Here is a 20,000-nt window from a genome sequence, read left to right on the forward strand (position 1 = left end):
TCTAGCCGCTAATGTCGATAGCCACCACCTCCAGTGTGGTGGCTTCGCCGTTCTGGCGCGGACAAAATTTGACGTCCACATCGCGAAGCCGGACACCGTAAACCCGCTCGGAAGCTTGGCCGTGCCGGTAGGCCGGTCGAGGATCCTGACCAATGACCTGCTCGATCAGCGCGCTTAATGAGTCGCGATCAGCACGCTGTGCCAACTGATCAAGGGCAGTAGCGCTGAACTGAACCGTCAACTGTTCGGGTGGGGCGGGGGCAAAGCCTGCTTGCGCATTAGGTGGGGATTCAGCCCAGGGGAGGTAGGGTTTAATATCCACCACGGGGGTGCCGTTGACCAGGTCGCAGCCTGACAGTTTCAGGCGCACGCCCTGATGGGTATCAATACCCCCCAGTTCGACAAGCGAAAGACCTAGCCTGTTGGGGCGATGCGTACTGCGGCTGGCAAACACGCCCACTTTTCGGTTGCCACCTAACCGCGGCGGTCTGACGAGAGGTGACCAGCGTTCAGGACTCTGGTGGAACACAAAGCTGATCCACACATGGCTGAACGCGTCGAGCCCGCGCACGACCAGCGGGTCGTCATAAGGCGGGCTAAGTATCAACTCGGCGTTGGCTGCAGGCGCCAGGCCAGGCTGGCGGGGAACGCCAAACTTGTCGGCGTAGTCGCTAACCACATAGCCGATAGGCGTCAGTGTAAAGGACTCGCTGGAAGGGGCATGATGCATCACACTGCCTTATCAAAGGGAAAACCAGAGGGCTGAGTATAAAACAGCCGTGTTCTCAGTACAGTGGTGCTGAGCATGCCTTGAAAAAAGAAAGCGATAACGCTCACATGGTGAAACATGACAGATGAACAGACTGCACAGCCCTCGACGGCCCGCATCACCTACCGCGTGGCACGTGCCAGAGATGCCGCTGATCAAGCGGAGGTGTTTTACCATGCCGTCATGCAAGGGGCTGCAACGCGTTACAGCCTGGCGCAGCGGCGCGCATGGGCGAGCGCCTTACCCCGCGAGGCCAGCGCCTGGTCAGCGCGCCAGGCGCTATATACGACGCTTGTTGCCAGCTGTGATGGTCGCTGCGTCGGGTTTATTGAACTTGATGTGCCAGCCGGACGGGTTGAGACCCTCTATGTGTGGCCATCGCTCAACGGACGCGGCATCGGCACCACGCTGTTGATTCACGCTGAACGGTGGCTGTTGGAGCAGGGTGTTTCCCGTATTCAGATCGAGGCAAGCCTGACGCTCTATGAACGGCTGCTGCGGCGCGGTTGGGAAAACCTTGGCGAGCAGTGGGTTGAGCGTGGCGGTGAGCCGCTTCAGCGTTTTCGTCTGCAGAAGCGGCTTAACGCCGTCGAGACCTGACTTCATCCGGTTAACGGTTTGTTTGGCGGGTGATCCGCATCGACAGGTCAATGGCCTGGATGTCCTTGGTCAAGGTGCCGCAGGAGATACAGTCGACGCCGGTCTCAGCAATCGCGCGCAGGGTCTCGGTATCAACATTCCCTGACGCTTCAAGCGTGGCGCTGCCAGCCGTCAGTTCAACGGCCGTGCGCAGTTCATCCAGGCTGAAGTTATCCAGCATAATGACATCTGCTTTCGCGGCCAGCGCCTGTTCCAACTCGGCGAAATTTTCGACCTCAACCTCAACGGGAAGCTCGGCGGCCAGTTTGCGCGCCTGGGCGACCGCTGCCTGGATACCGCCACAGGCGGCGATATGATTTTCCTTGATCAGAAACGCATCCCACAGGCCAATGCGATGATTGTGGCCGCCGCCACACATCACGGCGTATTTCTGTGCCAGCCGCATGCCGGGCAGCGTCTTGCGGGTATCCAGCAAGCGCACGCCGGTGTCGGCGATCAGGTCGACATAGCGGCGGGTCGTTGTCGCCGTGGCTGACAGCGTTTGCAGCACGTTGAGGGCGGCACGTTCGCCAGTCAACAGGCTACGTGCGGGGCCCTCCAGGGTGAGAAAACATTGCCCGGCCTCCAGTCGGTCACCGTCGGCGGCTTGCCAGTAAAGTGCAACGCGGCTGTCCAGGCGGCGGAAAATATCGTCGACAAAGGCAACGCCGCACAGCACGGCCGGGACGCGGGTAATGACCTCCGCCGTCGCCAGTTGGTGGTCCGGAATCAACTCGGCGGTGATATCGCCCGGGCCTACGTCTTCGGAGAGCAGACGAGCAGCACTGGAGCGGATTTCTTCGGCAAGGGCAGTTTGGTAATGCATGGCATCAATTCTCTGGGCGTTAACGTCGATGACCGGCATTATAGTGAAAGAGAGCGCCAACGTAGAGGAGTCCTTCGCGTGATTGACCGACAATTTTCTCCTGGCCGATGGCAAGTCGCACGCCAGGTGGCGTCGCCAAATGCAGACCAGCGCCCCGATGACGAGGTATCGCTACTGCTGATTCATGCCATCAGCCTGCCTCCCGGTCAGTTTCAGGGAACAGCCGTTGAGGCACTGTTTACCAACCAGCTAGACCCCGGTGCACATCCTTATTTTGCCGCCATTGCCCATTTACGGGTATCCGCCCACCTGCTGATTCGCCGCGATGGCGAATGCGTCCAGTTTGTCGACACCGATCAGCGGGCCTGGCACGCAGGACGTTCCCGTTGGTGGGATTCGCGCCAACAGCGCTGGCGGCAAGCGCTCAATGATTTTTCGGTGGGTATTGAACTGGAAGGTGATGAAACGACGCCCTTTACCAAGGCCCAGTATGTGGCGTTGGCCAAGGCTGCTCGGTGGTTGTTGGGCCGTTATCCTGCGCTTACCCCGGAGCGTGTGACCAGTCATGCACGGGTGGCACCGTTGCGTAAAACCGACCCCGGGCCAACGTTTGATTGGGCTTATTGGCGTCAGTTGGTTGCGACCCAGGAAGATGATTTAAGTCGGGATGAGTCAAGAAATTAAAACGGTAGTTTGACTACATGAGGGGGGTCTGGGTCGTCTTGGCAAGTGCCTTAACAATGCCTTATGTTGCGGTGCAATAGTTTGTTTTCGATAGCCTTTTAGGTGTTACTGTAATTGGCAGCGTGGCGACTTTGCGGTATCTTCGCCTATACAAAAGGCTAACTTTTACAACAATTATGTAGCTTTACTACATTTCCATGTATGTAGCTCGTTGAATGTAGAAGAAAAACCAGACGACGCTCAGGCGTCGACTGTCAGCATGCCAGTGGTGGCGACACACCACAGCCGCCCCAGGCCCAACGGGCCAGCGGGGTTGATTGTCATTTATCGTCATTCGGAGAGACCTCTATGAGTCTGGAGACAAGAGAAGATCTCGATCCGATCGAAACCACGGAATGGATTGATTCCCTGGAGTCGGTATTGGATCGTGAGGGCGAAGATCGTGCCCGCTACCTGATGACCCGCCTGGCGGACCGCCTGCGTCGGGACGGCATGAGGGTGCCCTTCTCGGTGACAACCCCGCATCGTAATACGATTCCGGTTCACCGCGAAGCGCCGATGCCTGGCGACCTGTTCATGGAGCGGCGTATCCGCTCCTTGATCCGCTATAATGCCATTGCCCAGGTGATTCGCAACAACCGCGCCAAGCCCGGTCTGGGCGGCCACATTGCCAGCTTCATGTCATCAGCCACGCTGTATGACGTGGGCTTTAACCACTTTTTCCGTGCTCCTCAGGGCGACTTCGAAGGCGACCTGATCTACATTCAGGGCCACGTGGCACCGGGTATCTACGCGCGCTCCTACCTGGAAGGCCGCCTGAGCGAAGAACAGATGGACCGTTTCCGCCAGGAAGTCGATGGTGATGGCCTGTCATCCTACCCGCACCCGTGGCTGATGCCGGATTACTGGCAATTCCCGACGGTTTCCATGGGCCTTGGTCCGATCCAGGCGATCTACCAGGCGCACGTGATGAAGTACCTGCATCACCGTGAGCTGAAAGACATGTACGACCGCAAGATCTGGTGCTTCCTGGGTGACGGCGAGTGCGACGAGCCGGAATCTCTGGGCGCCATTTCACTGGCCGGTCGTGAAAACCTCGACAACCTGATTTTCGTCATCAACTGTAACCTCCAGCGTCTGGATGGCCCTGTGCGCGGTAATTCCCGCGTCATGGACGAATTCGAGGGTGTATTCCGCGGTGCGGGCTGGAACGTTATCAAGGTTGTCTGGGGTCGCCACTGGGATCCACTGTTCGAGAAGGACAAGAAAGGCATTCTGCAAAACCGCATGGACGAAGCAGTCGACGGCGAGTATCAGAACTACAAGGCCAACGGCGGGGCCTATACCCGCGAGCACTTCTTCGGCAAGTATCCGGAAACCGAAGAGATGGTCAAAGACCTCTCCGACGAGGACATCTGGAAGCTCAACCGCGGTGGTCACGACCCGTTCAAGGTCTACGCGGCCTACCACGAGGCGGTCAATACCTCGAACGGCAAGCCCACGGTCATCCTGGCGCATACCGTCAAGGGCTATGGCATGGGTAGTGGCGATGGCGAAGCCGCCAACGAAGCCCACCAGGTCAAGAGCATGGAATACGAGGCGCTGAAGACTTTCCGTGACCGCTTCGGCATTCCGCTGACCGACGAGCAGCTCAAAGACGTGCCGTACTACATGCCAGAGCAGGATTCCCCCGAGCTCAAGTACTTGCACCTGCAGCGCGAGCGCCTGGGTGGCTATTTGCCCAGCCGTCGCAGCGACTTCGAGGCGCTGGAAATTCCCACCCTTGAAGATAAAGCCTTTGCCTCGCAAATGGGCGGTTCCAAAGGCCGTGAAGTGTCCACCACCATGGCGTTTGTGCGGGTGCTGAACGGGCTGGTCAAGGACAAGAAGATCGGCAAGAAAGTGGTGCCGATTATTCCTGACGAGGCGCGTACCTTCGGCATGGAAGGCATGTTCCGTCAGTTGGGGATCTACACCTCTGAAGGGCAGAAGTATGAGCCGGTCGATAAAGGCCAGATCATGTTCTACCGTGAAGATCAGAAGGGCCAGATTCTCGAGGAGGGTATTTCCGAAGCAGGCGCAATGTCCGCGTGGATTGCAGCGGCCACCTCCTACAGCAACAACAACGTCACCCTGCTGCCGTTCTACGTCTATTACTCGATGTTCGGCTTCCAGCGTATCGGCGATCTGGCCTGGGCTGCAGGCGACCTGCAGGCACGTGGCTTCATGGTTGGCGGTACCGCAGGCCGCACGACGCTCAACGGTGAGGGTTTGCAGCACCAGGATGGCCACAGCCTGATTCAGGCATCGACCATTCCCAACTGCCGCAGCTACGACCCGACCTATGCCCATGAGGTCGCGGTGATTCTGCATGATGGCATGAAGCGCATGTTCACCGACAAGGAGAACTGCTTCTATTACCTGACGGTCATGAACGAGAACTACGAGCACCCCGAGCTTGAAACTGTGCCTGTCGATGACATCGTCAAAGGCATGTACCTGCTACGCGAAACCAAGGGCAAAAAAGGCCGCGTGCAGCTGATGGGTTCGGGTACGATCCTGCGCGAAGTCGAAGAAGCGGCCACGCTGCTTGAAAACGACTGGGGGATTGGCGCTGATATCTGGAGCGTGACCAGCTTCAATGAACTACGTCGTGAAGCACTGCTGCTGGACCGGGAAGCCTTCCTGAGCCCTGATGCCGAGGCCATCAAGCCTCACGTCACCAAGTGTCTGGAAGGCCGGGAAGGGCCGGTGATTGCGTCTACCGACTACATGAAGCTATACGCTGATCAGGTGCGTGCCTGGGTGCCGAACGATTACACTGTACTGGGTACCGATGGCTTTGGTCGTTCCGATACCCGCGAGAAGCTGCGTTACTTCTTTGAGGTGGATCGTTACTTCGTGACTGTTGCGGCGCTGCGCGCACTGGCAGACCGTGGCGAAATCGATCGCAAGCTTGTCGGTGACGCCCTGAAGAAGTACGGCATCGATGTCAACAAGCCGAACCCGCTGACCAGCTGATCCGCTGCCCGGCGGGCAAATGCCCGCCGGCTCGATCCGATTTTAAAGGAGCGCGACCTTGAGTAGCGAAATCATCAAAGTTCCCGATATCGGTGGCGATACCGATGTCGAAATCATCGAGATTGCGGTGTCGGAAGGCGATGTCATTGAAGCAGAAGACACCCTGATCACGCTCGAATCCGATAAAGCCAGCATGGACGTACCGGCTCCGAAAGGGGGGAAGGTCATAAAGGTGCTGGTCAAAGAGGGCGATAGCGTCTCTGAAGGTGACGATATCGTCGAGCTGGAAGTCGAAGGTGGTGGCGACGCCGGGGGTGAAAGCGACGCCTCTCCCGCTGAGTCATCCGGCAGCCAGCAGGACGAAGCCCCCTCCAAAGCACCTGCGCCGGAACCCTCGAAGCCTGCCGCCAAGAAGGCGTCCGGCGGCAAGCAGACCGTGGATATCAAAGTGCCCGATCTGGGTGGCTCGGATAACGTCGAAATCATTGAAGTCGCGGTGGGTGAAGGCGATGAAGTTGACGCCGAAGATACCTTGATCACTCTGGAGTCCGATAAAGCCTCCATGGACGTGCCGAGTCCTCATACCGGTAAGATCGTTTCGTTCAGCGTGAAAGAAGGTGATACGGTCTCTGAAGGCGATGTCATTGGGCAAATGGAAATCGCCGGTGAAGGCGACGACGCCGAAGACACGGCCGACGAGCAGACGTCCAGCCAGGCCAGCAGCGAACCACAAGCGGCGGCTGAGCAGCATGACGAGCCAGAAGAAGCTGCTAGCGGTGAGCCGGCGCGCAAAGAGATTCGAGTACCGGACCTGTCCGGCTCCTCTGACGTACCGATTATTGAAATTGGCGTAGCGGCCGGAGACGAGGTCAACGAAGAAGACCCGTTAATCACGCTGGAATCCGACAAGGCGTCAATGGATGTCCCTAGCCCCTACAAAGGCAAGCTCCTTGAGCTGACCGTCAAAGAGGGCGACACGGTCTCCGAAGGCGATGTGATCGGCTATATTGAAGTCGCGGGTGCCAAGCAGGCAGCCCCGAAAAAGGCCGCCTCTGAAAAAGCCCAGCCGCAGAGCGCCAGCCCATCCAGTGCCAAATCTGCCGAGTCGCCTGCTGGCACCCCCAGCCCCGAAGCGCAGATGGCATCGCACAAGCCACGTGATGGCAAGTTGGTTCATGCTGGCCCCGCCGTGCGCATGCTGGCACGCGAACTGGGTGTTGACCTGGGGCTGGTCAAGCCCAGTGGCCCGAAAGACCGTGTGTTGAAAGAAGATGTTCAGGCCTATGTGAAACAGGCCATTGCCAATCAGGGCAAAGCGCAGGCGGGTGCAGCGCCCGCTGCCACCGGTGGCGCAGGTATACCGCCGATCCCGGAAGTTGACTTCAGCCAGTTTGGCGAGGTGGAAGAGAAGCCGATGGGTCGTCTGCTCAAGATGGGCGCGACCAATTTGCATCGCAGCTGGCTCAACGTGCCCCACGTTACCCAGTTCGACGAAGCGGATATCACCGAGCTTGAGAACTTCCGCAAGTCGATGAAAGCAGAAGCCGAGGCCCAGGGCGCGAAGCTGACGCCGCTGCCGTTCATGGTCAAGGCTTGTGCCTTCGCACTGCGCAAATTCCCGCAGTTCAACGTCAGCCTGAAAGGTGACGGCGAAACGCTGGTATGGAAGAACTATGTGCATATCGGGGTGGCGGTGGACACGCCAGAAGGCTTGATGGTCCCGGTGGTGCGTAACGCCGACCAGAAATCCCTGATTGAGATTGCCAAGGAGATGGCTGAGCTTGGCAAGAAAGCGCAGTCCAAAAAGCTCAAGCGTGACGAGATGACCGGTGGGTGCTTTACCATTTCGAGCCTGGGCTCGATTGGCGGTACCGCGTTCACACCTATCGTCAATGCACCGGAAGTGGCCATTCTGGGTGTTTCCAAGTCCCAGATGAAGCCGGTATGGGATGGCAGTGCCTTCCAGCCGAGGCTTATGATGCCGCTATCGCTGTCATACGATCACCGTGCGATCAACGGTGCGGATGCAGCGCGCTTTACCGCGTTCCTTGCGGATGTCCTGACCGATATTCGCCGTCTACTGCTGTAAGTGGCAATGGAGGGTCTTGCGAGCGGCGTCCGTCAGGGCGCCGCTCGTGTTTGGGCCTCCTTTGTTTGAACACAAGGGCGACCAAAGTACAGGTTGGGCGTCACTTGGCTGATTTTATTTAAAAAAATGCCTTCACAACCATGCTTTCAGGCTTTTGGGTAGTTGTGTCGCCTTAGAGGCACGGTTATTGTCGGCTGATTGATTTATTGCATTTCTATTATTCAAGGAGCAGAGCCATGCGTTTAATCCTGTTGGGTGCCCCCGGTGCGGGGAAGGGGACTCAAGCTCAGTTCATCTGTGAGCGTTATAAAATTCCCCAGATTTCCACCGGCGACATGTTACGCGCGGCGATCAAGGATGGCAGCGAGCTGGGCCTCAAGGTCAAAGAGATCATGAACAGCGGTGGCCTGGTGTCCGACGATATCATTATCGACTTGGTCAAAGAGCGTATCAACCAGCCCGACTGCGAAAATGGCTTTCTGTTCGACGGCTTCCCACGCACCATTCCCCAGGCGGATGCCATGAAAGAAGGCGGCGTCAAGCTTGACCACGTGCTGGAAATTGCCGTTCCCGATGAGGAAATTGTTAACCGCTTGGCGGGGCGGCGCGTTCACCCTGAGTCTGGGCGGGTCTATCATGTGGAGCACAATCCTCCCAAAGAGCCGGGCAAGGATGACGTGACCGGCGAGGCGCTGATTCAGCGCGAGGACGACCAGGAGTCTACTGTACGTAATCGGCTGGCGGTTTATCATGATCAAACGGCACCGCTGGTCGATTATTACCAGCAGTGGGCTAAGGAAGACCCCGAGGCGGCACCGCAATACCACCGCGTTGAAGGGGTTGGAAGCGTGGATGATATTACGCGTCAGGTCACCGAAGCGCTGAGTTAGGGCGCCCCAGGCAAGCACGAGCCAATACGTGATGGCCCGCCAAGTGCGGGTCATCGTCGTATGCGCAAGGCAAAGGTATAATGCCTCTCTACTTCTCACGAGTGCTGAATCGCTATGTCGCTATATCTTCTCGCCCTCGATGCCTCTTCAAGTGCCTGCTCCGCTGCCTTGCTGCGTCAGGACGCCGACCACAGCGAGTGTGTTGCGCGCTTTGAAATGACACCGCGTGCGCATACCCGGCGGCTGTTGCCGATGGTCGATGAGGTGTTGGGCGACGCCCAGGTTACCTCAAGCCAGCTGGATGCGATTGCCTACGGTCGCGGCCCCGGTTCGTTTACCGGGCTGCGTATCGCAGCGGGGGCAGCGCAAGGCCTGGCATTTGGACTGGATCGACCGTTGCTGGGTATCTCCACGCTCGAAGCGCTGGCACTCCAGGCCCACCGACGCTATCACTTGCGCCATGTTGTCACCGCGCTGGATGCCCGAATGGGAGAAGTTTATGTGGCGACGTGGCACTGTTTGCACGACAGCTTGCGCCTTCAAAGTGCCGAGGCGGTCATGGCGCCTGATGCGGTAACTCTGCCTGACGAAGAACCCGATTGGGTCGGTATCGGTTCCGGTTTTACACGTTGGGAGCAGTTCAGCGCACCCTTGCAGGCGGCGATGACGCAGCACCTGACCGACCTGGAGCCGCGTGCTGAGGAAATGGCCTGGCTGGCCGCCCGGGACTTCGCGGTTGGTCTGGGGCAGCCAGCCCACGCCGTGCAGCCGGTCTATCTGCGCAACCAGGTGGCGTGGAAAAAGCCCGCATGACACTGCCCGATGTCGGTGAACTGCCCGCCGGGTTAATGCTTGCCTACCGTGATGGGCAACTGGTATTGACCGGCGATGAGCGGCAGTTCGGCAAACCTCTCAGTGTTGATTTTGTGGCGGGCCGGGCTGCTCATCGGCGTCAATTTGGCGGCGGACGTGGTCAGTTGGTGGCCAAGGCCTGTGGTCTGAACAAGGGTTGCGACCCATACGTGGTTGATGCCACGGCCGGTCTGGGCCGCGATGCCTTTGTGCTGGCAAGCCTGGGGGCGTCGGTGTTGATGATCGAGCGCGTCCCGGCGATTGCCGCCCTGCTTGCCGATGGTTTGGCCCGTGCAGCCAACTCGGTCGACACCGCGCCCATTGCCGCGCGTATGACGTTGCGCCATGGGGATGCCGCTGGGGCATTGGCCGCGCTGGTGGCTGACGCTGACTTTAATCCTGAGGTTGTCCATTTGGACCCCATGTTTCCCCACCGTGAAAAATCCGCATTGGTCAAAAAAGAGATGCGCCTGTTTCGCGAGCTGGCGGGCGATGATGACGATGCGCCTCGCCTGCTGGAAGCGGCTTTGGATGTGGCCACTCACCGTGTGGTGGTCAAGCGACCACGCAAGGCGCCGCCGATTGACGGACCTTCACCCCAGCACACGCTGGAAGGCAAAACCAGTCGCTACGATATGTATGTCCATCGCGCCCTGACGCGCTAATGAGGACCAAGGAGGGGGGAATGTCGCCGATCTGGTGCGAAGGCAACCGCTTTACCCTGCTTCCTGAAGCGTCGCGGTTTCTACCTGCAATGCTCGAGGCTGTTCATCATGCCCAGCATTATGTGCTGGTAGAGCTCTATCTGATGGAGTCAGGCAGGTTGGCAGACCGGGTTAGCGAGGCGCTCGTCCAGGCGGTCGGTCGTGGGGTAACGGTGTGTCTGCTGCTGGATGGGTTTGGCTCGATGGGCTTGTCGAGCCAGGACCGACGTCGCTTGGTCAACGCGGGCATCCAACTGCGCTTTTTTAACCCGCTCGGCTTTCACTCCCTGGCACGCAACTTGAGTCGCGACCATCGAAAGATCGTGGTGGTCGATGGAGAACTGGCGTTCACCGGCGGCTTTGGCGCGGTCGATGAGTTTCTCGATGCCTGGTACGAAATTGCGGTGCGGGTTGAAGGTCGGGTGGTGGCGGACTGGGAAGGCCTGTTCAGACGTTTGTGGCGGTCACGGCTGACGCGCCCCGATAAGTCGCAGGCGCGCAGCCAGCCGCTGCCCGTTCAGCGCAAACCACCTTATCTTGCCGACGGCGTGCGTGGGCGAGTCATGTCGGCGAGGGGCTATCGCTACCAGGCCATTCGTCATTCGCTGCATCAACGGGTAGGGCAGGCGACGCAACAACTGTGGCTGTGTACGCCCTATTTCGTGCCCACGTTTCCCTTGCGCCGACGGCTGGTGCGCGCCGCCAGGCGCGGTGTCGATGTTCGACTGCTATTGCCAGGGGCCCAGCACGATCACCCCGGCGTGCGCTATGCCGGGCAGCGCTTTTATCAGGCGATGCTCAAGGCCGGGGTGCGTATCTATGAGTTCCAGCCGACGTTTATCCACGCTAAATTCGTGCTGGCCGACGAGTGGGTCAGTATCGGGTCGTGCAATTTCGACCATTGGAATCTGCACTGGAACCTCGAAGCGAACCAGGAGGTGGAGGATCCAGGCCTTGCTCAACAAGTGCGCGAGCTTTTCGAGGGCCACTTCGCCGCCAGCGAGGAGGTGGACGCTGCCGCCTGGGCGGCGCGGCCCTGGAAGCAGCGCGCCAAGGAATGGGTCTATGGACTGCTGGATGCCCTGGTGACCCGGCTCAAGTGACTTATCGCCGCTGTTTGCCCTTGGCGGGCGTTTTACGGCGCGGCTTGGGCTTGGTGGTTTCTGGTGGCACGCGGTAGTGTAGGTAAAGGTCGAGCACCAGCTCCGGTAACTGGGTCACCAGGGCTTCCTGGCGCTCGAGGTCGCCAGCCATGTCGGCCATATCGGGCTCGTCGTCAAACAGCCCCGACAGCAGCATGAAAGGCAGCAGCAGGGTGGCCGCGGTTTCTTCGTCATCCCGGAACCAGGCACTCTCATCGCAGAACACGCCTTCCATGAACCCGGCGCACCAATCACCGATGGGCGTCTCTTCGGCGGGCATACCGGCAAGGGTCAGTTCGAAAGGCAGTTCAGGCAAGCCGCCCTGCTCGAGAACCGCCATGGCATTATCGCGTAGCAGCGTGAGCAGGTGGATAATATCGTCGCGCTGCGCCTCGTCGACGTAGCGGGGTTCGCCATGGAACAGTTCGGCGATCCATTGGGTAGGCGGCACTTCGCTGGGGCCGACGGCCAGTGCGACGAGAAATCCATGCGCCGAAATCAAATCCAGAGCATCTTCATCGACCCGGTCCGACGCAAGAAAGTCGTCCAGTCTATCGAGTTGTTCATCGTCAAGCAGCGGCTGTGGCGGAGTCGCCTCTTCGGGCGAATGGGGACGCGCTGGCATAAGGAGCCTCATCAATGAGCAGCGGAAACAAACAGTCAAAATGACACAATGACGGCTAGTTTATCACTAATGACGACCACGCCACTCCCCCCCTGGCCCGATGCAACGCTTGCGGCCCTGACGACAGACGCATTGCACCAGGCTGCCCGCGAGCGCGTCGAGCATGCTTGGCAGCGCTGCCGCGAGGTCTATCCAGAACTCCCGTGTCCTGGGGTATGGTTTGACCTGCGCGGTGCTTCTGCCGGGCAGGCGCACCTTGGCCGCGGCGGATTAAGGTTCAACCCGGTGCTGCTGGATGAAAACCGCTGCGCGTTTTTTGACGAGGTTATCCCTCATGAAATGGCCCACTGGCTGGTGTTTCACCTCGCCGATGGAACCCGCTTGAAGCCCCATGGGCGCGAGTGGAAAACCGTGATGCAAGACCTGTTTGGATTGCCGCCCAAGGTAACGCATCGCTTTAATGTGGCGCGTGCGCAACCGGCCCCTTATCGCTACCGGTGCGGTTGCCGAGATTACCAGTTGACGCCACGGCGTCATGCTTTGGTCGTAAAAGGTCGTCGCTATCGATGTCGTCATTGTGCTGAGACCTTGGTCTACTGTGCTGGATGACGTCCTGATTGTTTGCTATAAGTTATTGTAATTAATGCTAAAAACGTTAATACCAATGTCTAAAGGGAAGGCCGGGCCGAGAGGTTTATGCTAGGGTGACATTATGTGGTGCCGGTAACGTAAAAAATAATATCGGCTACATTCCTTCAGAGAGTGCATTTCCACGGACAGAGGCAATTTCATGAGCGAACAGCAGAACGTCTATCCGGTGCGCGAGGATATCGCCGCCAACGCGTGGGCTGACGAAGCCACCTACCAGGCTATGTACCAGCAGTCGGTAGACGATCCGGAAGGCTTTTGGGCTGAGCAGGCCAAGCGGCTTGACTGGATCAAGGCGCCGACCAAGATCAAGAGCACTTCCTTCGCGCGTGACAATGTCGATATTCGCTGGTTTGAAGATGGCCAGCTCAACGTTGCCGCCAACTGCCTGGACAGACACCTAGAAAAACGTGGTGATCAGACCGCGATCATCTGGGAAGGCGACGATCCCAATGATTCCAAGCGCATCAGCTATCGTGAGCTTTACGAACGCACCAATCAGCTGGCCAACGGCCTGAAGGAATTGGGGGTCGGTAAAGGCGACACGGTCACCCTGTATATGCCGATGATTCCCGAAGCCGCCATGGCAATGCTGGCCTGTGCGCGTATCGGTGCGGTGCATTCGGTCGTCTTTGGCGGCTTCTCGCCCGACGCCGTGGCCCAGCGGGTTATCGGGGCTGATTCCAAGCTGGTGATTACCGCCGATGAGTCGGTGCGCGGTGGCAAGCAGGTACCGCTGAAAGACAACGTCGACGCCGCCCTGACCCGGGAAGGCACCGACGTCTGCCAGAACGTGCTGGTGGTCAAGCGCACCGGCGGCGAGATTGAATGGAAAGAAGGTCGCGACCTGTGGTTTAGCGACCTGGTCGACAAGCAGTCAACCGAATGCAAGCCCGAAGCGATGGGCGCGGAAGACCCGCTGTTCATTCTTTATACCTCGGGTTCCACCGGCGCACCCAAAGGGCTCAAGCACACCACCGGCGGGTACCTGACCTTTGCGGCGATGACCCACCAGTACGTGTTCGACTATCAGGACGGCGAAGTTTATTGGTGCACCGCCGATGTGGGCTGGGTTACCGGGCACAGCTATATCGTCTATGGCCCGCTGGCCAACGGCGCCACCACGCTGATGTTTGAAGGCGTGCCCAGCTACCCGACCCATGGACGTATGGGCGACATCGTCGACAAGCATAACGTCAATATTCTGTACACCGCACCGACCGCGGTGCGTGCCTTGATGGCCCACGGCGACAATGTCATGGACTCAAGCAAACGCGATTCGCTGCGCCTGCTCGGTTCGGTGGGTGAGCCCATCAATCCTGAAGCCTGGGAATGGTTCTACCGGGTCATCGGTAACGAAAAATGCCCGATTGTGGACACCTGGTGGCAAACCGAAACCGGCGGTATCATGATCTCGCCACTTCCCGGTGCGACGCCGCTCAAGCCGGGGTCGGCGACCAAGCCGTTCTTTGGCGTACAGCCCGCGCTGGTGGATAACGAGGGCAACCTGCTCGAAGGCGCCACCGAAGGCAATCTGGTCATCCTGGATGCCTGGCCCGGTCAGGCGCGGTCAATCTGGGGCGACCATGATCGCTTCGTGCAGACCTATTTCTCCACCTACGACAACATGTACTTTACCGGTGACGGCTGTCGTCGTGATGAAGACGGTTATTACTGGATCACCGGCCGGGTTGACGACGTCCTTAACGTTTCGGGCCACCGCATGGGGACTGCCGAGATCGAATCGTCGCTGGTAGCTCATTCCGCCGTTGCCGAAGCTGCGGTGGTCGGCTTCCCTCATGATATCAAGGGTCAGGGTATCTATATTTACGTGACCCTGAACGATGAGATTGACCCGACAGAGGAGCTTAAAAAAGAGCTGACCCAGTGGGTGCGCAAGGATATCGGCCCCATTGCCTCACCGGACGTCATCCAGTGGGCGCCGGGCCTCCCCAAAACCCGCTCGGGCAAGATCATGCGCCGTATCCTGCGCAAGATTGCCGCCAATGAATGCGACGGTTTGGGGGATACCAGTACGCTGGCCGATCCTTCGGTAGTGGATGAATTGATCGAACATCGCGCAAATCAATAGCCCGTTCACTTGGCCCCGTTGTTGCCGCGATGGGGCAGGTGATAAAGAACAGGCTGAGTGTTGGCCTGCTTCCCAAGGGCCATGACGATCAGTGCCGGCCATCGTGCCGGCACTGCTTTGTTCAGCGCGATGAAGAATCCATTACAAATTGTGCATATGACGCTTGGGCATGGCGAAGCCCATGGGGTACCATGCTTTAACCGTATGAGCCTAGCGTCGCGGCAGCAGCAAACCCCGCTGCTTGAGGAACCGGAGGAATATCCATGGCAGTAGCCCACAAGTTTATCGTCGCAGACGACCATCCGCTGTTTCGTGCAGCACTCACCCAGGCGTTGCGCCAACTGGCCCCGCAGGCAGAAATCGTGGAAGCCGATACCATGGAGGCGACAACGGAGGTGGTCAACCGACACCCGGATGCTGACCTCATTCTGCTGGATTTGCACATGCCGGGCGCCCACGGTTTTTCGGGGCTTATCCAACTACGTGGGCAAATGCCTGATATCCCGGTGGCCGTGGTCTCCGGCAGCGACGAGCCCTACGTCGTGCGCCGTGCCATCGATTATGGCGCATCAGGCTTTATTCCCAAGTCCTCGTCGCTGCAGTTGATCGCTGAAGCAGTCAGCGAGATTTTGCAGGGCGAGGTGTGGCTACCCGAGGCATTGGCTGGCGTTCTGGAAGAAACCAGCGAAGAAGAATCGCGCTTTGCCGAAGCGATTGCCTCGCTGACCCCGCAGCAGTTCCGGGTACTCAACATGCTCACCGAAGGGTTGCTGAACAAGCAGATCGCCTACGAGCTCAATGTGTCAGAGGCGACCATCAAGGCGCATGTGACAGCTATTCTGCGCAAGCTGGGCGTACACTCGCGCACGCAAGCCGTGATTGCAGCGCAGAAGCTGGAAGTCGAGCCGCCCAAGGTCGAGTCATAACGACACTTGGGGTAACCCTTCTCCGTTCGCCTTATTCGACGCCGCGCTGTTTGTATAACGAGCGCGGCGTCGTCGTTTAAGTTCTTGCAACGGTCACGGTTTGGCCCGGCTGGCCTGAAGTGTGCGGGTCAGTAGTGCACGCAGGGCTGCCGGTTTAACGGGCTTGAGCAGCAACTGATACCCGGCGCGCTTGACCTCCTCGGCCACGGCTTCGGTGCGGTCAGCGGTAATCACGATGCCGGGGACGGCGCTGGTCAGGCGCTCGCTGAGGGCTTCCAGGGCCATCAGGCCAGTGACCTCGTTGTCCAGATGGTAGTCGGCCAGGATGGCATCCGGGTCGCCGTCCATGTTGCGCAGGATCGATTTGGCGCCACCGATACTGGTGGCGGTGAACACCTCGCACCCCCAGCCGCTGAGCATGGCGGTCATGCCCTCGAGAATCAGCGTTTCGTTGTCGATACATACGATGCGGGTACCCGCCAGTTTGTTACCCGTGCGACGCGGTCCCTGATCCTGGTCGACAACGCGGGTTTCGCTGGCTTCAACGCGCGGAACGCTGACCGAGAAGGCAGTGCCGGTGTCTTCCCATGAGCGGACCTTGATCGGATGATCGAGCACACGACTCATGCGATCGGCGATGGAAAGCCCAAGCCCAAGGCCTTTTTCACTTTCTTTGTGCCGTGATACCTGGTCCAGGCGACGAAACTCCTGGAAAATCTCGCTCAGCTTCGAGTCGGGAATGCCTGGACCGCTGTCCCAGACTTCAATCACCAGTCGCTCGCCCTGACGGCGACAGCCGAGCAAGACACGGCCTTCCTGGGTATAGCGAATCGCGTTGGACAGGAAGTTTTGCACAATACGTCGCAGCATCTGCGGATCCGAGTCGACCCATTGCTGGGTAGGTACCACGACCAGGTCCAGCCCTCGCTCATCGGCCATCACTTCAAACTCGGCGCGCAACGGTCGAAAAATGTCGGCCAGCGCAAAGTGACTGCGGCGCGGTGTCAGAGCCCCGGCGTCAAGCTTGGAGATATCCAGGAGTGTGCTGAGGAGTTCTTCCGCCGCTTGAAGTGAATTATCGATATGGCCAATGGTGCGCTGGGTATCCGGCACGCTGACGTTTTGCATCAGCGCCGAGGTGAACAGGCGCGCGGCATTCAGCGGCTGGAGCAGATCGTGACTGGCCGCGGCCAGGAAGCGTGTCTTCGAGGCGTTGGCATCCTCGGCCAGCTGCTTTGCCTGGCGTAGCGCCTGCTCGGCTTCGGCACGTACGCGGTTTTCCTGTCGCAGCGCCGCATTGGCCTCGGAAAGCGCCTGGGTGCGTTCGCGGACACGCTCTTCCAGGGTTTCGTTGGTTTCCTTGAGCGCGATTTCCGCCTGACGGCGTTCGGTAATGTCCTGGTAAAGGGCGAAAAAGCCCAGGATGGACTGGCTGTCACCGAAGTGCGGGGTATAGGTCACCAGCATGTGGCGCATGGAGTCGCTCATCTGCATGGCGACTTCAAAGCTGACTCGTTCACCGCCCAGGGTAAGGGCCACCCAGGGGGCTCTTTCCTGGGCCTGGCGTGTGGGCAGCACGTCTTCGTAGCGTTTGCCGATCACGGCATTACGATCAATACCAAAGGCCTGTTCATAAGCACGGTTGGTGAACAGGTAACGTCCTTCTTTATCGAAATAGGCGATCAGGGCAGGAACGTTATCGGTGTAAATCCGGATATTGTTCTCGGATCGGATCAGCGCTTCCTCGATGCGTTTCTGCTGGGTGATATCCTGATAGGTATAGACGAAACCGCCGCCGGGCATCGGGTTGCCCTGGACTTCGAGCACACTGCCATCCTGGCGGTAGCGGACGTAGCGGTGGGGCTGACCGTCGCGGATGTTGTCGAGCAGCAGCTGGACGTGTTCCTCAGGGTCGCCGGGGCCGTATTCGCCGTTGTGGGCGTTATAGCGGAAAATGCGGTCCATCGGCGCACCTACACGGATGAGGTGATCAGGGAAACGAAACAGCTCGAGGTAGCGCTGATTCCATACCACCAGCCGCAGGTTCTGATCGACAACGCTGATGCCCTGGTTGATGTTCTCGATGGTGGCCTGCAACAGCGCGCGGTTGAATTCGAGCACCTGGGAGGCTTCATCGACAATCGAGATGACGTCGGAAATACCGATGCCGCGGCCTTGCAGCGCGGAGTTGACCACGATCCGCGCTGAAGACGCCCCAAGCACTGAGGCCAGGAAGCGCTCCGTGAACTGGATAACATCGATAGAGGCTCGAGTACTGTCATCCAGCGGTTTCCCCGTGCGTCGCGCGTAGTCTTCAAAAGCGCGGTCCACTTGGTCAGCACCCAGGAAACGTTCACAGAGCACCTTCAAGTCGCCCACCGTGGTCGCCCCGGTCCAGGGGCGGTTAATCGAGGTTTGGCGGGTTTCAACACTATCGACGAATAGCGACGCCTGAATACGCTCGACCACGCGCTGGGACGTGACCTGGGAGATGAAGATATAGCTGAACAGGTTAACCCCCAGGGAAAGCATCACCCCATGGGTGAAGCTGTCGCCCAGGTTCAGGCCAAACAGCGCCGTAGGCGACAGCCATGCAAGCCCCAGGGGGCCACCGTCAAGCCAGTCGGCCGGCAGCACATCAGCACTGATCATGGCGGGCATGAGCAGGCTGTAGACCCAAATGGCAAAGCCGGCATTCATGCCCACGATGACGCCCAGCCGGTTACCGCGCTTCCAGTACAGGCCGCCGATCAGCGCAGGGGCAAACTGGGCTGCCGCCGCAAAGGACAGCATGCCAATCGACGCCAACGATGTGAACTCGGCGATCATCTGATAGAAGCCGTAAGCCATCGCCAAGACGGCGACGATGGTCAGCCGCCGGGCTCGCAGCACCAGCCGACCATAATCGCGGGCCTTGGTGTCGAACCAGCGCAACCGGAACAGTGCCGGAATCACGATCTCGTTGGAGATCATGATCGACACGGCGACGGCCGCAACGATGACCATACCCGTGGCGGCAGAAAAGCCACCGATGAACGTCAGCAGGGTGAGCCACTCATGGCCGGAGGCCATGGACAGCGCCAGCACATAGGTGTCGGGCTCAACCGATGAGCCGGAAAACATCATCAAGCCGGCGGCGGCCAGCGGCACGACAAAAAACGCGATCACGATCAGGTAAAGCGGAAACAGCCAGCGTGCTTTTGTCGCATCATCGGAATGGGTGTTTTCAACCACTGCAACGTGAAACTGACGGGGTAGGCAGAGTATTGCCAGCATCGCCAGCAGTGTCTGAGCCCAGAAGCTTTGACCGAAATCCTGATTGGCCAGTTGGCGTTGAAGTTCCAGCTGGGTCTCCGCGTAGCCCATCAACTCGCCCAATCCGTCGAACATGCCCCAGGTGACAAACACGCCAAGTACCACGAAGGCGAGCAGTTTAACCATCGACTCGAAGGCGACAGCGTGGATCAGGCCTTCGTGGTGCTCGGTGGCGTCGGTATGTCGCGTCCCGAACAGAATGGCAAAAATTGCCATCACCACGGCGACATAAAAAGCGGTATCGCCAAACAGCGGCGTGTTGGTCATGTCGCCTTCGGCGGTCAGCACGCTGAAGGTCGTCGAGACGGCCTTTAATTGCAGCGCTATGTAGGGCAGTGTGCCGACCAGGGCGACAAGGCTTGCGAACGCCGCCAGCGATTGCGTTTTACCGTAGCGCGAGGCAATAAAATCGGCGATGGAGGTGACGTTCTGATGCTTGGCCACGCGAATCATTTTCGCAAGCACGGGCCAGAACAGTAAAAAGGTCAGTACGGGCCCCACGAAAATACTGGCAAACGACCATCCGGCGGTCGCTGCCTGGCCCACGGCCCCATAGAAGGTCCAGGAGGTGCAGTAAATCGCCAGTGCCAGGCTGTAGATAATGGGGCGACGGCGGCTTGATCCGACCATGCGAGCGCGGCGGTCGCCGTACCAGGCAATAGCGAATAGCACCGCGATATACACAAGTGATACCGCGACTAACAGTCCGCCATGAAACATATCTGTCTCCCGCCTTATGCCTATCGTTCAAGCCATTGGAACCTACCCGTCAGGCGAA

Annotated in this window: 15 protein-coding genes; 11 read left to right on the top strand and 4 right to left on the bottom strand. The window is 59.0% G+C overall.

Going from position 1 to position 20,000, the window contains the following annotated elements; translation table 11 throughout:
* Position 1: 1 nt before the first annotated feature.
* Entirely contained in the window at positions 2–730 is a 729-nt protein-coding gene (tsaA, locus tag QC816_RS00410; protein ID WP_085917086.1) for a tRNA (N6-threonylcarbamoyladenosine(37)-N6)-methyltransferase TrmO, read from the bottom strand.
* A 117-nt stretch (positions 731–847) separates the two neighbouring features.
* On the opposite strand from tsaA, the gene QC816_RS00415 reads away from it, so the two are divergent.
* The gene (locus QC816_RS00415) at positions 848–1,369 is read left to right on the top strand and encodes a GNAT family N-acetyltransferase (protein WP_085917087.1); all 522 of its coding nucleotides are present in this window, start codon (positions 848–850) and stop codon (positions 1,367–1,369) included.
* Positions 1,370–1,379: 10 nt separating this feature from the next.
* Here QC816_RS00415 and nadC read toward each other — a convergent pair whose 3' ends face one another.
* The gene (gene nadC / locus QC816_RS00420) at positions 1,380–2,234 is read right to left on the bottom strand and encodes a carboxylating nicotinate-nucleotide diphosphorylase (protein ID WP_085917088.1); all 855 of its coding nucleotides are present in this window, start codon (positions 2,232–2,234) and stop codon (positions 1,380–1,382) included.
* A gap of 81 nt (positions 2,235–2,315) precedes the next feature.
* Here nadC and ampD point away from each other — a divergent pair, with 81 nt between their 5' ends.
* The 7 genes from ampD to QC816_RS00455 all read left to right on the top strand — a co-directional run bounded on the left by ampD (position 2,316) and on the right by QC816_RS00455 (position 11,577).
* Positions 2,316–2,918 (top strand): 1,6-anhydro-N-acetylmuramyl-L-alanine amidase AmpD, encoded by a 603-nt coding sequence (gene ampD / locus QC816_RS00425; RefSeq protein WP_233337433.1) that lies wholly within the window; start codon positions 2,316–2,318, stop codon positions 2,916–2,918.
* A 348-nt stretch (positions 2,919–3,266) separates the two neighbouring features.
* A complete protein-coding gene (gene aceE, locus QC816_RS00430) occupies positions 3,267–5,939 on the top strand; it encodes a pyruvate dehydrogenase (acetyl-transferring), homodimeric type (RefSeq protein ID WP_264823633.1) in 2,673 nt (890 codons plus the stop codon).
* Positions 5,940–5,997: 58 nt separating this feature from the next.
* Positions 5,998–8,028, top strand: a complete 2,031-nt coding sequence (gene aceF / locus QC816_RS00435) for a dihydrolipoyllysine-residue acetyltransferase (RefSeq protein ID WP_309780544.1) — start codon at positions 5,998–6,000, stop codon at positions 8,026–8,028.
* A gap of 236 nt (positions 8,029–8,264) precedes the next feature.
* Positions 8,265–8,918: an adenylate kinase gene (gene adk / locus QC816_RS00440; RefSeq protein ID WP_085917092.1), complete on the top strand. Its 654-nt coding sequence runs from the start codon at positions 8,265–8,267 to the stop codon at positions 8,916–8,918.
* Positions 8,919–9,032: 114 nt separating this feature from the next.
* A complete protein-coding gene (gene tsaB, locus QC816_RS00445; RefSeq protein WP_264823631.1) occupies positions 9,033–9,731 on the top strand; it encodes a tRNA (adenosine(37)-N6)-threonylcarbamoyltransferase complex dimerization subunit type 1 TsaB in 699 nt (232 codons plus the stop codon).
* Positions 9,728–10,435, top strand: coding sequence for a class I SAM-dependent methyltransferase (locus QC816_RS00450; RefSeq protein WP_085917094.1), 708 nt, complete (start codon positions 9,728–9,730; stop codon positions 10,433–10,435). The genes tsaB and QC816_RS00450 overlap by 4 nt, the downstream gene beginning before the upstream one ends.
* Before the next feature lie 20 nt (positions 10,436–10,455).
* Complete coding sequence (locus QC816_RS00455; RefSeq protein WP_309780545.1) at positions 10,456–11,577, top strand: phospholipase D-like domain-containing protein; 1,122 nt, start codon at positions 10,456–10,458, stop codon at positions 11,575–11,577.
* A gap of 1 nt (position 11,578) precedes the next feature.
* On the opposite strand, the gene QC816_RS00460 is transcribed toward QC816_RS00455, so the two are convergent.
* A complete protein-coding gene (locus QC816_RS00460; RefSeq protein WP_176243601.1) occupies positions 11,579–12,241 on the bottom strand; it encodes a YecA/YgfB family protein in 663 nt (220 codons plus the stop codon).
* A gap of 48 nt (positions 12,242–12,289) precedes the next feature.
* Here QC816_RS00460 and QC816_RS00465 point away from each other — a divergent pair, with 48 nt between their 5' ends.
* From QC816_RS00465 to QC816_RS00475, 3 genes are all read left to right on the top strand, one after another.
* Positions 12,290–12,850 carry a SprT family zinc-dependent metalloprotease gene (locus tag QC816_RS00465; RefSeq protein ID WP_268902545.1) on the top strand — a complete coding sequence of 187 codons (561 nt, stop codon included), beginning with the start codon at positions 12,290–12,292 and terminating at the stop codon, positions 12,848–12,850.
* Between the two features lie 181 nt (positions 12,851–13,031).
* On the top strand, positions 13,032–14,981 hold the full coding sequence (gene acs, locus QC816_RS00470) for an acetate--CoA ligase (protein WP_264823628.1): 1,950 nt from the start codon (positions 13,032–13,034) through the stop codon (positions 14,979–14,981).
* A 263-nt stretch (positions 14,982–15,244) separates the two neighbouring features.
* Positions 15,245–15,907, top strand: a complete 663-nt coding sequence (locus QC816_RS00475; RefSeq protein WP_066318388.1) for a LuxR C-terminal-related transcriptional regulator — start codon at positions 15,245–15,247, stop codon at positions 15,905–15,907.
* A gap of 93 nt (positions 15,908–16,000) precedes the next feature.
* On the opposite strand, the gene QC816_RS00480 is transcribed toward QC816_RS00475, so the two are convergent.
* Positions 16,001–19,942, bottom strand: coding sequence for a hybrid sensor histidine kinase/response regulator (locus tag QC816_RS00480; RefSeq protein WP_085917099.1), 3,942 nt, complete (start codon positions 19,940–19,942; stop codon positions 16,001–16,003).
* Positions 19,943–20,000 lie beyond the last annotated feature (58 nt).

The organism is Vreelandella janggokensis (genome assembly GCF_031451615.1).
Taxonomy (GTDB): Bacteria; Pseudomonadota; Gammaproteobacteria; order Pseudomonadales; family Halomonadaceae; genus Vreelandella; species Vreelandella janggokensis.

What these genes read in the sequence shown, in the direction of transcription:
- tsaA (WP_085917086.1), bottom strand. Translation starts at nt 730, where the DNA reads ATGCATCATGCCCCTTCCAGCGAGTCCTTTACACTGACGCCTATCGGC.
- QC816_RS00415 (WP_085917087.1), top strand. Translation starts at nt 848, where the DNA reads ATGACAGATGAACAGACTGCACAGCCCTCGACGGCCCGCATCACCTAC.
- nadC (WP_085917088.1), bottom strand. Translation starts at nt 2,234, where the DNA reads ATGCATTACCAAACTGCCCTTGCCGAAGAAATCCGCTCCAGTGCTGCT.
- aceE (WP_264823633.1), top strand. Translation starts at nt 3,267, where the DNA reads ATGAGTCTGGAGACAAGAGAAGATCTCGATCCGATCGAAACCACGGAA.
- adk (WP_085917092.1), top strand. Translation starts at nt 8,265, where the DNA reads ATGCGTTTAATCCTGTTGGGTGCCCCCGGTGCGGGGAAGGGGACTCAA.
- tsaB (WP_264823631.1), top strand. Translation starts at nt 9,033, where the DNA reads ATGTCGCTATATCTTCTCGCCCTCGATGCCTCTTCAAGTGCCTGCTCC.
- QC816_RS00450 (WP_085917094.1), top strand. Translation starts at nt 9,728, where the DNA reads ATGACACTGCCCGATGTCGGTGAACTGCCCGCCGGGTTAATGCTTGCC.
- QC816_RS00455 (WP_309780545.1), top strand. Translation starts at nt 10,456, where the DNA reads ATGTCGCCGATCTGGTGCGAAGGCAACCGCTTTACCCTGCTTCCTGAA.
- QC816_RS00460 (WP_176243601.1), bottom strand. Translation starts at nt 12,241, where the DNA reads ATGCCAGCGCGTCCCCATTCGCCCGAAGAGGCGACTCCGCCACAGCCG.
- QC816_RS00465 (WP_268902545.1), top strand. Translation starts at nt 12,290, where the DNA reads ATGACGGCTAGTTTATCACTAATGACGACCACGCCACTCCCCCCCTGG.
- acs (WP_264823628.1), top strand. Translation starts at nt 13,032, where the DNA reads ATGAGCGAACAGCAGAACGTCTATCCGGTGCGCGAGGATATCGCCGCC.
- QC816_RS00475 (WP_066318388.1), top strand. Translation starts at nt 15,245, where the DNA reads ATGGCAGTAGCCCACAAGTTTATCGTCGCAGACGACCATCCGCTGTTT.
- QC816_RS00480 (WP_085917099.1), bottom strand. Translation starts at nt 19,942, where the DNA reads ATGTTTCATGGCGGACTGTTAGTCGCGGTATCACTTGTGTATATCGCG.